16 protein-coding genes are annotated in these 13,673 nt (G+C 74.0%); 9 read left to right on the forward strand and 7 right to left on the reverse strand.

The genetic code is table 11. From position 1 onward, the window contains the following. The first annotated feature begins 91 nt into the window (after positions 1-91). Positions 92-640 (forward strand): GNAT family protein, encoded by a 549-nt coding sequence (locus ABZY31_RS10985; protein WP_356407502.1) that lies wholly within the window; start codon positions 92-94, stop codon positions 638-640. A gap of 125 nt (positions 641-765) precedes the next feature. On the opposite strand, the gene ABZY31_RS10990 is transcribed toward ABZY31_RS10985, so the two are convergent. Both ABZY31_RS10990 and ABZY31_RS10995 read right to left on the reverse strand, forming a co-directional pair. Further along, positions 766-1,104, reverse strand: a complete 339-nt coding sequence (locus tag ABZY31_RS10990; RefSeq protein ID WP_356407505.1) for an acyl carrier protein — start codon at positions 1,102-1,104, stop codon at positions 766-768. A 78-nt stretch (positions 1,105-1,182) separates the two neighbouring features. Next, positions 1,183-1,416, reverse strand: coding sequence for a hypothetical protein (locus tag ABZY31_RS10995; protein WP_356407508.1), 234 nt, complete (start codon positions 1,414-1,416; stop codon positions 1,183-1,185). Between the two features lie 373 nt (positions 1,417-1,789). On the opposite strand from ABZY31_RS10995, the gene ABZY31_RS11000 reads away from it, so the two are divergent. Then, positions 1,790-2,971 (forward strand): aminotransferase class V-fold PLP-dependent enzyme, encoded by a 1,182-nt coding sequence (locus tag ABZY31_RS11000; RefSeq protein ID WP_356407511.1) that lies wholly within the window; start codon positions 1,790-1,792, stop codon positions 2,969-2,971. Between the two features lie 17 nt (positions 2,972-2,988). On the opposite strand, the gene ABZY31_RS11005 is transcribed toward ABZY31_RS11000, so the two are convergent. From ABZY31_RS11005 to ABZY31_RS11015, 3 genes are all read right to left on the reverse strand, one after another. Beyond that, entirely contained in the window at positions 2,989-3,534 is a 546-nt protein-coding gene (locus tag ABZY31_RS11005; RefSeq protein ID WP_356407514.1) for an FABP family protein, read from the reverse strand. 73 nt (positions 3,535-3,607) lie between these two features. Further along, positions 3,608-4,066 (reverse strand): MarR family transcriptional regulator, encoded by a 459-nt coding sequence (locus ABZY31_RS11010; RefSeq protein WP_356407517.1) that lies wholly within the window; start codon positions 4,064-4,066, stop codon positions 3,608-3,610. Continuing rightward, positions 4,063-4,653 carry a DJ-1/PfpI family protein gene (locus tag ABZY31_RS11015; RefSeq protein ID WP_356407520.1) on the reverse strand — a complete coding sequence of 197 codons (591 nt, stop codon included), beginning with the start codon at positions 4,651-4,653 and terminating at the stop codon, positions 4,063-4,065. Before ABZY31_RS11015 ends, ABZY31_RS11010 begins: the two co-directional genes overlap by 4 nt. Before the next feature lie 234 nt (positions 4,654-4,887). On the opposite strand from ABZY31_RS11015, the gene ABZY31_RS11020 reads away from it, so the two are divergent. Further along, positions 4,888-5,559 (forward strand): lysophospholipid acyltransferase family protein, encoded by a 672-nt coding sequence (locus tag ABZY31_RS11020; RefSeq protein WP_356407522.1) that lies wholly within the window; start codon positions 4,888-4,890, stop codon positions 5,557-5,559. On the opposite strand, the gene ABZY31_RS11025 is transcribed toward ABZY31_RS11020, so the two are convergent. Next, positions 5,489-6,403, reverse strand: a complete 915-nt coding sequence (locus ABZY31_RS11025; protein WP_356407523.1) for a class I SAM-dependent methyltransferase — start codon at positions 6,401-6,403, stop codon at positions 5,489-5,491. The two genes, ABZY31_RS11020 and ABZY31_RS11025, sit on opposite strands and share 71 nt — an antisense overlap. A 46-nt stretch (positions 6,404-6,449) precedes the next feature. Beyond that, a complete protein-coding gene (locus tag ABZY31_RS11030) occupies positions 6,450-6,689 on the reverse strand; it encodes a hypothetical protein (RefSeq protein ID WP_356407525.1) in 240 nt (79 codons plus the stop codon). A gap of 413 nt (positions 6,690-7,102) precedes the next feature. Here ABZY31_RS11030 and ABZY31_RS11035 point away from each other — a divergent pair, with 413 nt between their 5' ends. The 6 genes from ABZY31_RS11035 (at position 7,103) to ABZY31_RS11060 (ending at position 13,632) form a co-directional block, all read left to right on the forward strand. Continuing rightward, complete coding sequence (locus ABZY31_RS11035) at positions 7,103-7,297, forward strand: hypothetical protein (protein ID WP_356407528.1); 195 nt, start codon at positions 7,103-7,105, stop codon at positions 7,295-7,297. A gap of 220 nt (positions 7,298-7,517) precedes the next feature. Beyond that, on the forward strand, positions 7,518-9,095 hold the full coding sequence (locus ABZY31_RS11040; protein WP_356407530.1) for an acyl-CoA carboxylase subunit beta: 1,578 nt from the start codon (positions 7,518-7,520) through the stop codon (positions 9,093-9,095). Beyond that, positions 9,092-9,334, forward strand: coding sequence for an acyl-CoA carboxylase epsilon subunit (locus ABZY31_RS11045; protein WP_356407533.1), 243 nt, complete (start codon positions 9,092-9,094; stop codon positions 9,332-9,334). Before ABZY31_RS11040 ends, ABZY31_RS11045 begins: the two co-directional genes overlap by 4 nt. A 201-nt stretch (positions 9,335-9,535) precedes the next feature. Continuing rightward, a complete protein-coding gene (locus ABZY31_RS11050; RefSeq protein ID WP_356407535.1) occupies positions 9,536-10,462 on the forward strand; it encodes an NAD-dependent epimerase/dehydratase family protein in 927 nt (308 codons plus the stop codon). Between the two features lie 325 nt (positions 10,463-10,787). Next, entirely contained in the window at positions 10,788-12,146 is a 1,359-nt protein-coding gene (gene gdhA / locus ABZY31_RS11055) for an NADP-specific glutamate dehydrogenase (protein WP_356407681.1), read from the forward strand. Between the two features lie 142 nt (positions 12,147-12,288). Next, on the forward strand, positions 12,289-13,632 hold the full coding sequence (locus ABZY31_RS11060) for an AMP-binding protein (RefSeq protein ID WP_356407684.1): 1,344 nt from the start codon (positions 12,289-12,291) through the stop codon (positions 13,630-13,632). Positions 13,633-13,673: the final 41 nt, after the last annotated feature.

Here is a 13,673-nt window from a genome sequence, read left to right on the forward strand (position 1 = left end):
AGCGGATCCTGAGCCTCTGTCCAAGAACGCATGAAGACTGGTGGAACCGCAGGTCGGGAGCGGCGCGCCGGTGATCTTGTACGATCCCCCGATGACGGATACGAGGGCGGGGGCCGGGGCGTCGGACGCCCACGAGGTGGCACTGCGGCCGGTGACGGCCGCGGACCTGGACCGGTTCGAGGCGGAGTTCGCCGGCCCCGAGGGCCCCGGGCCCTACCAGTGGTACGGGCACACGCCGGCCCTGCGCACCCGGCAGGCGCTCGCCGAACGGGGCCTGCTGGGCGGGGACGAGAACATGCTGTCCGTCACGTCGGGCGGCGCACTCGTCGGGCGCGTCGAATGGCTGCGCCGCTCCTGGGGGCGGGCGGACACCTCGTCCTGCTGGGAGATCGCGATCGGCCTGTTCGCCGCGCACCGCGGCCGGGGCATCGGCACCCGGGCGCAGCGAGAGCTCGTGGAGTACCTCTTCGCGCACACCCGCGCGGAACGGGTCCAGCTGTGCACCGACGCGGACAACATCGCCGAGCAACGAGCCGCCGAGAAGGCCGGGTTCGAGCTGGAGGGCCGCATCCGCCGGGCGCAGTGGCGCGCGGGGGCCTGGCACGACCAGCTGATCTACTCGGTGCTGCGGACGGACTGAGCGGCAGTGGTCCTACGGGAGGCCCCGCGCGCCGGGTCCCGGGCACGACCGAAGCCCCCGTCGCGGTCGGCTGACCGGCGGGGGCTTCGCGGTATGGGTCGGGTGTGGCGGGTGGGACGGGTGGGTCAGGCGACGGCCCAGGGGCCGAGGTCCCGGGTGCGGTGGCCTGCCGCGAGCGGGCGCTCCTGGTCCCAGGAGGGCTGCAGCGCGGTGGAGAGTATGCCCCACAGCTGGCCGGCCGTGAGGGAGTGCACGGGAATGACGACCTGTCCGGCGAGGGTGGTGCCGAACGCCTTTTCCAGGCCGCTGACGATGCCGATGAGGGCCATGGAGTCCAGCCCGTACGCGTCCATCGGGACGTCGGCCGCGGGCTTCCCGTCCGTGCCGAGCCCGGGCAGGCCCTGGCGCAGGACGTTCTCGAACTTCGCGTTCCACGGTGCGTGGACCATCGGTGACTTGGCCATCGGGGACTTCCTTCCGGGGCGGCGGTGCGGGTGCTCCTCGCAGCACCGTGCCGCATCCGGCTAGAGCCGCCGTGGAGGTTACGGCCAGCCGATGTTGGTGGTGGGGGCCGGGGTCGGCGCCGGGGTGGTGGGCGGGGCGACCGGCCAGCCGATGTCCGTGGCGGCGCCGTCGGTGACGGCCGTGACGCCGGTGGGCGGGGCCACCGGCCAGCCGATGTCGGTACCGCCGTCGGCGTGGGCGACTCCACCGACGGTGAGGACCGCGGCGCTGACGAGGGCGGCACTGGCGATGAGGCGGGCGATGTTCTTCATGGTGTCCTCCGTGGCAATTGTTTGATCCGGCTTGGCAACCTCTCTGCCAAGAAGATTGGCAACACTCCCTGGAAATCCGCTCGGAATCCGCTGGAGAAGGAGTGGAGAACCGAGGAGAAGGGCCCGCATGTGCCCTCGGAGGCCCCGGACACTGCCCGTGGGCAGCCGTTTGAACTGCGGAGATTTAAGAACGGGCAAGGCAGCGGCGAATGTTGCCAAGTATTGCCAGGGAGGGGTTGCCGGGTCTGCCGCCTAGAGTCCCGCCTGAGCGGGCGTTGCCAAGCATTGCCAGCCGGCTTCAGAGGTGGGCAACATATTGCCAAGCAAGTTGGCAAGTCCTGGTACACCCCAACTGTGGGGGGAGGCCCCTGAAATGAACACGGCTCACCTCGACACGGCGGGCACCGGCCGGATGCCGGCCGCCGTGCGCGCCGTACTCGCCGACGCCACCACCCGCGACGACCTCTACGGCCCCTACGACCTGGAGGAGCGCCTCGGCGCCGTCCTGCACACCGAGGTCTACGCCCGCCTCGGCGACCTCCTCGGCGTCCCGGCCGCCGACACCGTCCTGTTCACCGGCGCGGCCGCCGCCTTCGAGGCGTGCGTCTCGGGACTCGACCTCACCCCCGGCGACCGCGTCTGGACCACCCCGTACGAGGGCGTGGCCCGCCTCGGCGCCCTCCACGACCTGCGCGACCGTACGCGCTGCACGCTGGAGGTCGTCCCGCTGCGCGCGGACGGCGGCCTCGACCTGGAGTGGATGAGCGCCCACCTCGACGAGGACGTGGCCCTGGTCTCCGTCACCCACGTCGCCCCGACCCTCGGCACGGTCACCCCGGTCGAGGCCGTCGGCCGGCTGCTGGCCGGCCACCGGGCCCGGTACGCCGTCGACGCCTCGCACTCCGTCGGACGGCTGCCCGTCGACGCCGCGGCCCTCGGCTGCGACCTGCTCACCGCCGACGGCTGGCGGTTCCTGCGCGGCCCCGACTCCATCGGCTTCGCGTACGTCGCCCCCGCGCTGAGGGCTTCGCTCGCCGGCGGCGCGCACCCGCTGCCCCACCCGGCGGCCGTCGCCGCGCTGAACGCGGCCCTCGCCCACCACGCGGCGGCCGCGCGGCTCCCGCGCCGGGACCTGACGGCGGAGCTGCGCGCGGTCCTGGAGCGCACACCCGGCATCGAAGTCCTCACCCCGGCCCGGGAGCGGTCCGGCATCCTCGCCTTCCGCCACGCCGACCTGCCCGCCGGGCTCGTCCGGCGCGCCCTGGCGCGGCGCGGGGTCGTCGTGCGCAAGACGGTGGCGCAGGAGACTCCGCTCCACCGGCCGCGTCCGGAGGTCACCACGGCCCTGCGGGCCAGCGTCCACTACGACAACACCCCCGAGGACATCGCCCGCTTCGACGAGGCCCTGCGCGAGACGATCGCGGAACTGCGCGCGGAACGGCGCGCGGCCGAGCGGACCGCCCCGGTGCGTACGCTCGGCCCCGTCTCCACCGGCCCGGCCGCCCCGGGCCGCGCCCCGGCCCGCCGCGGCCACCTGACGCTCGTCGCGGGCTGAGCTGCAGCGGCTTACGCTTACGCCTCCCGGCGCCGCAGCCGCGCCGAGAGGTGGTGCTGGAGCGGCTGTCCGACCGCCGCGAGGTCGTGGACGAAGGCGAGCGCGCCGTCGTCGGTCAGGGTGTAGCGCCGACGGGTGGCGCTCACCTCCTTGGCCGTGGGCGCGAGGGCCACCTCGTGGGTGGCCAGGTCGACCGCCGTGCCGTCCGCCCGGCCGACCAGGATCTCCGCGATGCCGGTGGGCTGGGTGATCAGCGCCTCCACCCGTCCGTCGGGCTGGAGCCGCCACCAGCCGCTCTCGCGGGCGGAGGGCCGCAGCGGCGCGTCGTCGGCGTCGAGCAGCCAGGCCCGGGTCTCGTAGTGCAGGAACGGCCGGCCGTCGTGGCTGAAGGAGACCTCCTGCGCGTACGTGAACTCCTGGGCGAGGGTGGGGTATTCGCCGCGCCCCCGGCCGTGCCAGGTCCCGAGCAGCCCGAGCACCGGCCCCAGCAGCGGATGCGGTGCGGGCGCCTCGTCCGGCCGGTGGGCGTCGGGGTACGGGTGCTGGGCTGCGGGGTCGAACACGGTGCGCGCTCCTGGTGCCGGTGCCGGGTGGTGCCGCGGGAAGCCTAACGGGGTGGCCTGGCCGGCCGGCCCGTTACGGCGCCGGGTCCGCGGCGATCGCGTCCAGTGCCACGCTGAGGCGTCGTAGCACCCGTACCGTCTCGTCGAAGGCGTCCTGGCCGCCCAGTTCGTGCAGCAGCCGCGCCGCCAGGGCCGCGTGGCCCGGTTGGATCCGGGCGATCGCCGCGCGCCCCTCGGCCGTGGGGCAGAGGAGTTTGGCGCGCCGGTGCGCCGGGTTGGGCGCGTACGCGGCGAGGCCCTGGCGGACCAGGAGGTCGGCGATGCGCTGGACGCTCTGGCGGGTGATGCCCATGGCCCGGGCGATCCCGGCGACCGGCAGCGGTTCGGGCAGCACGGCGCCCAGCACCTGCCACCAGGAGGCGGTGAGGCCGACGGGCGCGGCCAGTTCCTCGGAGACGGCGAGGAACTGGCCGTTCAGCCGGAAGACCGACAGCGCGGTGCCCGACAGGGCGTCCTGCGCGGCCCGGCTCACGCGTTGAGCTCCGCGTACGCGGCCGGGTCGGAGTCGTGGAAGAGCCGGTACCAGGCGTCGAGCTGGGCGCCCTCGAACGCGCCGAGCCTGCCGAGGACCTCGCGGGCGAAGGCCACCGGCTCGGTCGGTCCCGCGGTGACGAGGTCGCCCGCGGTGACGGCGTCGGTGTCGGCGTAGTGGGCGGCGCCCCGGTAGCCGGTCGCGGCGAGGTACTCGGGCGCGGCGCTGGTGTGGGCGCGGTCGTCGAGCAGCCCCTCGCGGGCGAGGCCCGCCGTGGCTCCGCAGATGGCGGCGACGGGGACGCCCGCCTCCAGGAAGGCCCGGGCGGCCTTGGCGAAGGCGGCCAGTTCGTCGCCCGCGTCCCAGAGGTCGGCTCCGGGCAGCAGGAGCAGGGCGCTGTCGGCGGGGCGGAGGTCGTCGAGCGCGAGGTCGGGGGTGATGCGGAGGCCGCCGGTGCTGCGGACGGGGTCCGTGGAGAGGCCGACCGTCCGCACCTCGTGGCCGGTGCGGGCCAGCCAGGCGGTGGCGTACCCGGTCTCCCAGTCGGCGAGGGTGTCGTAAACGGCGAGGTGCACGGTGCGGGTCATGGCGTCCTCCAGGTCCCTGCCGGACTGTTGTCCTTATGACAGAATTCTGTCAATTCGACAGTTTCCTGTCAATCGATTGCCGGGAAAACCAGGTACGGGACCCCAGCGAGATGAGCACGATCACTCAGGACGGGGCGGTGGCGCCGACCGGACGATGGTGATCACGCGCCCGCGCCCCGCGCCCGCGCCCCGCACCCCGTACCCCGTACCCCGTACCCCGTCCCGGAGGCTCCCTTGCTCAGCCGTACCGCCGCAGCGCTGATCCCCGTGTTCGGCAGGCTGTCCGTGACCGGGACGCTCGCGCCCACCGGAGGCCCCGGCACGGTCCTGGTGGCCAACCACACGTCGCTCACCGACCCGGCCGTGGTGCTCGCCGCGCTGCACCGCCTCGGGGTCCGACCGGTCGTCATGGCGACCGCGGGCCTGTGGCGCGTGCCGTGGCTCGGGCGCGCCCTCACCGGGGAGGGACACATACCGGTCGCGCGCGGCACGGCCCGCGCCCCGGCCGCCCTCGACGCGGCCGCCGAAGCGCTCGCGCAGGGGCGGGTGCTGCTGATGTACGCGGAGGGGTGCCTGCCCGCGCGCCGGGACGCGGCGGAATCGGCCCCCGGCCCGTTCCGCAGCGGACTGGCCCGGCTGACCGAACGCACCGGCGCCCTCGTCGTGCCGGTCGGTCAGGCGGGCTCGCGCCGGCTCTCGTCCGGCAGCACCGCCAAGCAGCTGGCGGGAGTGGCCACCGCGCCCCTGCGCCGCCCGTCGCTGCACGTGCACGTGGGCGCCCCCGTGCAGTTGACCGGCGACGTCACGGAGCGCACCGCCCAGGCCCGCGCGGCGGTCACCGACGCCTGGCACACGGCGGCGGCGCTGGCAGCTGCCCCGGGCGCGGGGGAACGTTCGCGCGGGTGAGGACGGACAGGGTGAACGGACGGAGTGCGTCGGTGCGTTCCCACCCCGCCGGGTCCATGACCTCGCGCTGCTGGACGGACGCGACCGGATCCAGCCGGTGCTCGCGCAGGAGGGCGTCCATCTGCTCGACGCTCAGGAACGTCCGCCACGGCTCGCCCCGTCCGGCCGCCGCCGCCATGACCGCCTCCGCGTACGCCTGCCCCGCCTCATCGCGCTGGCCGGTCGGCAGCAGGTGCTCGACGACGAGCTCGGTGCCGGGGGCGAAGCCGCTGACGACGTCCAGCGTCTGCCCGATCGCCTCCGGGGTGAGGTACATCGTCACCCCGAGCCAGCTGACCAGGGCGGGCCGGCCGAGGTCGAAGCCCGCCGCCACCAGGTGGTGGGTCAGCGCCTGCGCGGGCTCCCGCTCGAAGTCGAACGGGATGAAGGCCGTGGACGAGGGGACCCTGATCCCCGCCCTGGCCAGCAGCTCCCGCTTCCACTCCTGGGTCGCGGGCAGGTCGACCTCGTACGCATCGACGCGGAAGGCGAGTTCCGACCGGTAGGCGAACGAGTCCAGCCCCGCGCCGAGGATCACGTACTGGTCGACGCCCTCCTCGGCCAGCCGGGCCAGCAGGTCCTCCGTGTAGCGGCCGCGCGCCACGGCCGTCGTGCGCGCACCGGCCAGGATGGGGTGGGCGCCGTAGGACCGGTGGTAGCCGAGGAGTTCATCGGCGCGCTGCCCCAGGAGGGTGAGTGCCAGGGGATCGACGAAGACCGGCGGGCCGTCGTCGACGAGGAGATGCGCGGCACGCGCCGCGGCCGCCATGAGGGCTGTGGGGCTGGGCTGTCCATTGTTCTGCATGCGACCAGACGGTACCGGCAGATTCTGACATAGTATCACAAAAACATCAATATCGGAAGTACCGTGCGGTAGTGATGCGGTAACGAATCAACCCCGGCAGGTCCCCGCAGGGCTCTGTGCGGGCTCCTCCACCGCCCGGAGCAAGGTGCCGGTACGTGGTCAGCGCCCGCTGCACGGCGGGCAGTGCGGCATGCGCGGACTTCGTGTACGTGGCGGCGGCGATCCGGTCGTCACCGGTGAGGTCGGCGACATCGCACTCGTAGAGGGCGGCGAGGCGGATGGGCATCGGGAGCCGGGGCATCCCGATGGCGCCCGACTCGATGCCTTGGATCCATTCAGGGGATCCCCTTCCGCGCACGGGAGACGGCGTCGGAAACCCGCACCGGCCGGCCGGGCCCGGGCGCGAGACCGACTGGCGCGGCGTCGGCCGATTGTGGTGCGAAGTTACAGGGCGCGTAACCCCGACGTAACGCCAGTTGTGGTGTTCCTACAGTAACGCCCGGCGTAATTGAGGGATTTGGCACTCCGCAGCATCTCCGCCTCACTGCACCATGGGAGACACGAAGAGCAGCGGCAGCGCGGCCGGATCGTGCGACCCCCTGCACTCGTACGAAGGGAGCCCCTGTAACTCCGACGCGGTTCCGAGGCCACCGTCGGAAGGGCTCCCTTCCAAGCCCCGTCACCATCACGGAGCACGCAATGCAGGATAAGCCAGAGCTCATCCCCGCCGAAAGCACAGAGTCGGCCCCGATCCGAACGTCCCGCGCCCGGCGCGTGGGCCGCTGGTTCAAGCGCCGGCGCAAGACCCTCGCGTTCCACGTCGTCCGCGGTGCGGCCTACGGAGCGGGCGTCGGTTGCGTGGGCCTGATCGTGTGGTGGATCGAGAACCACTGATCCATCCCGTTGATCCATCCCGTGTCCCGGCCCTTCGGGCCGGGGCACGGGCACGTCCGCGTCCGGGCCGGTCGACGGGTGCGCGGACCGCACCCCGACGAGCCCCCGCGAGGCCCCGCCGGACGCCCGGGGCGGGGGCGGGTTCCAGCAAGTCTCCAAGACCTCTTGAGGGGGCGGGGCGACGGTGGCTGGATCCGGCCTTCAGACCTGGAGGATCCACATGACCATGGCTCCCGAAGCCCCGCCCATACCGGTTCTGGACCGAGCCGCCGAACTGGCCGAGATCAAAGCCCAGGCCTTCGCCGGGCCCGACGAGCGGGCCACCGAGCGCCAGCACGCCAAGGGCAAGCTGACCGCGCGCGAGCGCATCGACCTGCTGCTCGACCCGGGTTCCTTCCAGGAGGTCGAGGCCCTGCGGCGGCACCGCGCGACCGGGTTCGGGCTGGAGGACAAGAAGCCCTACGGCGACGGCGTGATCACCGGCTGGGGCACGGTCGACGGACGCACCGTCTTCGTCTACGCGCACGACTTCCGCGTCTTCGGCGGCGCCCTGGGCGAGGCCCACGCCGAGAAGATCCACAAGGTGATGGACCTCGCCGAGGCGGCCGGAGCCCCGCTGGTCTCGCTCAACGACGGCGCGGGGGCCCGTATCCAGGAGGGCGTCAGCGCGCTCGCCGGATACGGCGGCATCTTCCAGCGCAACACCCGCGCCTCCGGCGTGATCCCGCAGATCTCCGTGATGCTCGGCCCCTGCGCGGGCGGCGCCGCCTACAGCCCCGCCCTGACCGACTTCGTCTTCATGGTCCGCGAGACCTCGCAGATGTTCATCACCGGCCCGGACGTGGTGCGCGCGGTCACCGGCGAGGAGATCACCCAGAACGGCCTCGGCGGCGCCGACGTGCACGCCTCCGTCTCCGGCGTGGCCGCCTTCGCCTACGACGACGAGGAGGGCTGCCTGGAGGACGTGCGCCACCTGCTCTCGCTGCTGCCCTCCAACAACCGCGAGAGCGCCCCCCGCGAGGCCTGCGACGACCCGGCCGACCGGACCAACGACGCGCTGGAGCACATCGTTCCGGCCAACCCGCAGCAGGCGTACGACATCCGCAAGGTCATCGAGGAGACCGTCGACCACGGCGAATACTTCGAGATCCAGCCCGCCTGGGCGCAGAACATCGTCTGCGCGCTCGCCCGGCTCGACGGCCACGTCGTCGGCTTCGTCGCCAATCAGCCCGCCGCCCTCGCCGGCGTCCTGGACATCCACGCCTCCGAGAAGGCCGCGCGCTTCGTGCAGTTCTGCGACGCGTTCTCGATCCCGCTGGTCACCCTCGTCGACGTGCCCGGCTTCCTGCCCGGCGTCGACCAGGAGCACAACGGCATCATCCGGCACGGCGCCAAGCTCCTGTACGCCTACTGCAACGCCACCGTCCCCCGGATCTCGCTCGTGCTGCGCAAGGCCTACGGCGGCGCGTACATCGTCATGGACTCGCGCTCCATCGGCGCCGACCTGGCGCTCGCCTGGCCCACCAACGAGATCGCGGTGATGGGCGCCGAGGGCGCCGCCAACGTCATCTTCCGGCGCGAGATCGCGGCCGCCGACGATCCGGCGGGGATGCGCGCGCAGAAGATCAAGGAGTACACGACCGAGCTGATGCACCCGTACTACGCGGCCGAGCGCGGCCTCGTCGACGACGTCATCAACCCGCAGGAGACCCGCGCCGTCCTCATCCGGTCGCTGTCGATGCTCCGCTCCAAGTACGCCGACCTGCCCGCCCGCAAGCACGGGAACCCGCCGGTATGACCGCCGGGGAGCAGGGAAACCAGGAGCAGGGGAGTGCGGAGCGGGGCAGCCCGCTCTGGCGGGTGGTCAAGGGCCGCCCGGACGCGGCGGAGACGGCGGCCGTGGCCGTGGTGCTGGCACTGCTGGCGGGACGGCAGGGAGCGCCGGCCGAGGCGGAGGCGGTGCGCGCCGAGCCCGTCGGCTGGGGGCGCGCCAGGATGGGGGCGTTCCGGCCGGCGGGCACCTGGCGTACGGGCTGAACCGCCCGTCGCCCAGGGATCGGGCCGTCCACATCCGGAGGGGGCCCGATCACATCGGGGATCTTCCGTCCGCGAGGGCGGGGGTGTCGTTATCTTGGGGCGTCCGCCGACCGGCACCCGCCGAACAGGGGCCCGGAGCCGCCGTTCGCGCACGCGGCCGGACACCTCTGGTCCCGCCTCATCCCCTCCGGAGGGCCCCGCGTGCTCACCGTCCTGATCACCGGCGCCTCCGGCTTCATCGGCGGCCACGTGACCCGCGAGGGGGCGCGCCGGGGCCTCGACCTGAGACTGCTGACGCACAGCCGCCCGCCGGCGGTCGCCGTCCCCGGCGCCCGTACCGTACGGGCCGACCTCGCCGACCCCGGTTCGCTGCGCGGGATCTGCGACGGAGCGGACGTCCTGCTGCACTGCGCCTCGCGGATCGGCGGCGCCCCCGAGGCCAACGAGGCGGTCAACGCCCGCGGCACCGCCGCCCTGCTGGCCGAGGCCCGCCGGGCCGGGGTACCGCGCGTCGTGTACCTGAGCACGGCCTCCGTGTACGGCCGCGGCACCTTCCGGGGCGAGCGCCCCGAGCGGGTGCCCCGCAATCCGGGCTCGCCCACCTCGCTGAACCGGGCCGCCGCCGAGGACGCGGTCATCGCCGCGGGCGGGACCGTCCTGCGCCCCCACCTCGTCTACGGCGAGGGCGACACCTGGGTCGTGCCGGGGGCGCTGCGGATCCTGCGCGCCCTGCCCGGCACGGTGGAGGGCTGGCCCGCGCTGCTGTCCGCCGTCTCCGTGGCGGACCTCGCCCGGCTGCTGCTGGGGGCGGCGCTGGCCCCCGCGCCCGACCTGACGGCCTCCGTCTACCACGCGGCCCATCCCGCCCCCGTCACCGCCGGTGCCTTCCTGCGCGCGGTGGCCGCGGCCGCCGGACTGCCCTGGCCGGACCGGGACCTGACCCTCGCGCAGGCCCGGGCCGCGCTGGCCGGGCACGGCCAGTCCCCGCACGGGCTGGAGATGCTGACCACCGACCACTGGTTCGACAGCGCGCAGCTCTGGGCGGACCTGCGCACGGATCCCGGTCCGGGCTTCGACGGGAGCGGCCTCGCCCCCGGTCCGGGCGGTTCCAGCGAAACAACAGCGTGAGGCGGAAGGCTGGGGCGCACGGTGCCGGGGCGCGAGACGCGAGGCAGGCGTCGCCCGGCAACGGCCCGAAGGAACAAGACCCGGACGCACGCTCCGGCGGATCCTCCGGGGTCTTCCCCGCACCCTCGAACCGCGCCGCCCGCCGTAGTATTTTCGGCCCCGTTCCGCAGGTCGGACGGCACGCCGGCGCCGTCAGGGCGCGCGGTACCCTCCGGCTGGGACCGCACCCCGAACAGCCGATTCCGGTTCGCGGGAGGTGACGGCACGTCGGACCAACGCCGTACCGCCGCCCCGCGCGCACCACACCCCCGAGGAGGACGAGCCCGTGAAGGACCCCAAGGACTCGAAGGCCAGGCTGGACGCGCTGCGCGCGGACATCGAACGCCGCAACCCGGCCCAGCCCGAGTTCCACCAGGCGGTGCGAGAGGTACTGGAGACCCTCGCCCCCGTCTTCGCCGCGCGCCCCGAATACGCGGTGCCGGGACTCGTCGAGCGGCTCTGCGAGCCCGAGCGGCAGATCATCTTCCGGGTGCCGTGGACGGACGACCACGGCCACGTCCAGGTGAACCGCGGCTACCGCGTCGAGTTCAACAGCGCGCTCGGCCCGTACAAGGGCGGCCTGCGGTTCCACCCGTCCGTCGACATCGGCGTGGTGAAGTTCCTCGGCTTCGAGCAGATCTTCAAGAACGCCCTCACGGGCCTCGGCATCGGCGGCGGCAAGGGCGGCAGCGACTTCGACCCGCGCGGCCGCTCCGACGCCGAAGTGATGCGCTTCTGCCAGTCGTTCATGACCGAACTCCAGCGCCACATCGGCGAGCACACCGACGTGCCCGCCGGTGACATCGGCGTCGGCGGCCGCGAGATCGGCTACCTCTTCGGCCAGTACCGCCGGATCACCAACCGCTGGGAGGCCGGTGTCCTCACCGGCAAGGGCCGCGGCTGGGGCGGTTCCGCGATCCGCCCCGAGGCCACCGGCTACGGCGCGGTGCTCTTCGCCGCCGAGATGCTGAAGCTGAAGGGCATCGGCCTCGAAGGCCGCAGCGCCGTCGTCTCCGGCTCCGGCAACGTCGCGATCTACACGATCGAGAAGCTGCTGGGGCTCGGTGCCCACCCGCTGACCTGCTCCGACTCCCAGGGCTACGTGATCGACGAGAAGGGCGTCGACGTCGAACTGCTCAAGCAGATCAAGGAAGTCGAGCGCGGCCGCGTCAGCGACTACGCCGCCCGCCGCGGCGGCTCGGCCCGCTACGTGCCCGGCGGCCGGGTCTGGGAGGTGCCCGCGGAGGTCGCGTTCCCCTCGGCCACCCAGAACGAGCTGGACGCCCAGGACGCGCGCAGCCTGATCGCGGGCGGCGTCAGGGCCGTGTCCGAGGGCGCCAACATGCCCACCACCCCGGAAGCGGTCCGCATCCTGCAAGAGGCCGGCGTCGCCTTCGGCCCGGGCAAGGCCGCCAACGCGGGCGGCGTCGCCGTCAGCGCCCTGGAGATGAGCCAGAACGCCGCCCGCGTCTCCTGGACCGCGGAGCGCGTGGAGCAGGAACTGGCCGGGATCATGCGGGACATCCACACGGTCTGCCACGAGACCGCGGAGCGCTACGGCGCCCCCGGCGACTACGTGACGGGCGCCAACATCGCGGGCTTCGAGCGCGTCGCGGACGCGATGCTGGCCCAGGGCGTCATCTGATCGGACCGGTACCGGTACCGGTACCGGTACCGGTGTGGCGGGCGGGGACGGCCGGACGGGAGGTTCCGCCCGGCCGTCCCCGCCGGCCGTCTGACACCCTGGGACCCAGTCGACGTCGACGACGAACAGGGGACCCCCGGTGCTGCTCACGGCCTTGCACGGCAACCACGGAGACCGCGCGGACGCGGTCACCATCGCCGGCCGCTCCACCTCGTACGAGGACCTGCTCGGCGCGGCCCGCGCGGTCGCCGCCGAGGTGGCCGGGGCGCCCGCCTTCGCGGTGACCGCCACCGCCTCCCTGGAGACCGTCGCCGCCGTGGTCGGCGGGCTGCTCGCCGGGGTGCCGGTCGTCCCGCTGCCGCCGGACGCCGGGCCCGCCGAGCGCGAGCACATCCTGCGCGACTCCGGCGCCGTCCTCGTCGAGGCCGACTTCGCCCGCCGGGCCGCCGCGAGCGCCGACACCGGCGGCGCGCGCCCCGGGGACCCCGCCCTGATCCTCTACACCTCGGGCACCACCGGCGCCCCCAAGGGCGTCGTCCACACCGGCGAGGCCCTCGCCGCCGGACTGGACGCCCTCGCCGACGCCTGGCAGTGGACCGCCGGGGACACGCTGGTCCACGGGCTGCCGCTGTTCCACGTCCACGGCCTGGTCCTCGGCGTCCTGGGCGCCCTGCGCACCGGCAGCCGCCTGGTCCACACCGGCCGCCCCACCCCGCAGGCCTACGCCGCCGCGGGCGGCAGCCTCTACTTCGGCGTCCCCACCGTCTGGTCCCGGATCGCCGCCGACCCGGCCGCCGCCGCGGGCCTCGCCGGGGCCCGGCTGCTCGTCTCGGGCAGCGCGCCCCTGCCCACCCCCGTCTTCGGGGCGCTGGAGCGGCTCACCGGCCACGCGCCGCTGGAGCGCTACGGCATGACCGAGACCCTGATCACGCTCAGCGCCCGGGCCGACGCCGCGCCCCGCCCCGGTACGGTCGGCACGCCGGTCGCGGGGGTCCGTACCCGGATCGCCGCCGAGCCCGGGGCCGACATCGGCGAACTCCAGCTCACCGGGCCCACCCTGTTCAGCGGCTACCTCGGCCGCCCCGAGGCCACGGCCGCCTCGTACACCGAGGACGGGTGGTTCCGTACGGGCGACATCGCGGCCATCGACGCGGACGGCCTCCACCGGATCGTCGGCCGGGCCTCCATCGACATGATCAAGTCGGGCGGCTACCGGATCGGCGCGGGCGAGGTCGAGAACGCGCTCCTGGACCACCCGGCCGTCAGCGAGGCCGCCGTGGTCGGCGTCCCCGACGCGGACCTCGGCCAGCGCATCGTGGCCTTCGTCGTCGCCGAGGGGGTCGGCGCGGCCGAACTGACCGACTTCGTCGCCACCCACCTCTCGGTGCACAAACGCCCGCGCGAGGTGCGGTTCGTGGCATCGCTGCCGCGCAACGCCATGGGCAAACCCCAGAAGCGGCTGCTGCTCTCCCCGGAGGAGCGCTGAACCGCCGCGCGGGCGGGGAGCGTTAACGGCGTTAACGCCGT

This window comes from Streptomyces sp. NPDC006529, assembly GCF_040611795.1.
GTDB lineage: Bacteria > Actinomycetota > Actinomycetes > Streptomycetales > Streptomycetaceae > Streptomyces.

Excerpts from the sequence above, each read along its gene's own strand:
- ABZY31_RS10990 (WP_356407505.1), bottom strand. The coding sequence starts at position 1,104 with ATGGCCAAGTCACCGATGGTCCACGCACCGTGGAACGCGAAGTTCGAG.
- ABZY31_RS11035 (WP_356407528.1), top strand. The coding sequence starts at position 7,103 with ATGCAGGATAAGCCAGAGCTCATCCCCGCCGAAAGCACAGAGTCGGCC.
- ABZY31_RS11030 (WP_356407525.1), bottom strand. The coding sequence starts at position 6,689 with ATGCCCATCCGCCTCGCCGCCCTCTACGAGTGCGATGTCGCCGACCTC.
- ABZY31_RS10995 (WP_356407508.1), bottom strand. The coding sequence starts at position 1,416 with ATGAAGAACATCGCCCGCCTCATCGCCAGTGCCGCCCTCGTCAGCGCC.
- ABZY31_RS10985 (WP_356407502.1), top strand. The coding sequence starts at position 92 with ATGACGGATACGAGGGCGGGGGCCGGGGCGTCGGACGCCCACGAGGTG.
- ABZY31_RS11015 (WP_356407520.1), bottom strand. The coding sequence starts at position 4,653 with ATGACCCGCACCGTGCACCTCGCCGTTTACGACACCCTCGCCGACTGG.
- ABZY31_RS11025 (WP_356407523.1), bottom strand. The coding sequence starts at position 6,403 with ATGCAGAACAATGGACAGCCCAGCCCCACAGCCCTCATGGCGGCCGCG.
- ABZY31_RS11045 (WP_356407533.1), top strand. The coding sequence starts at position 9,092 with ATGACCGCCGGGGAGCAGGGAAACCAGGAGCAGGGGAGTGCGGAGCGG.
- ABZY31_RS11040 (WP_356407530.1), top strand. The coding sequence starts at position 7,518 with ATGACCATGGCTCCCGAAGCCCCGCCCATACCGGTTCTGGACCGAGCC.
- ABZY31_RS11000 (WP_356407511.1), top strand. The coding sequence starts at position 1,790 with ATGAACACGGCTCACCTCGACACGGCGGGCACCGGCCGGATGCCGGCC.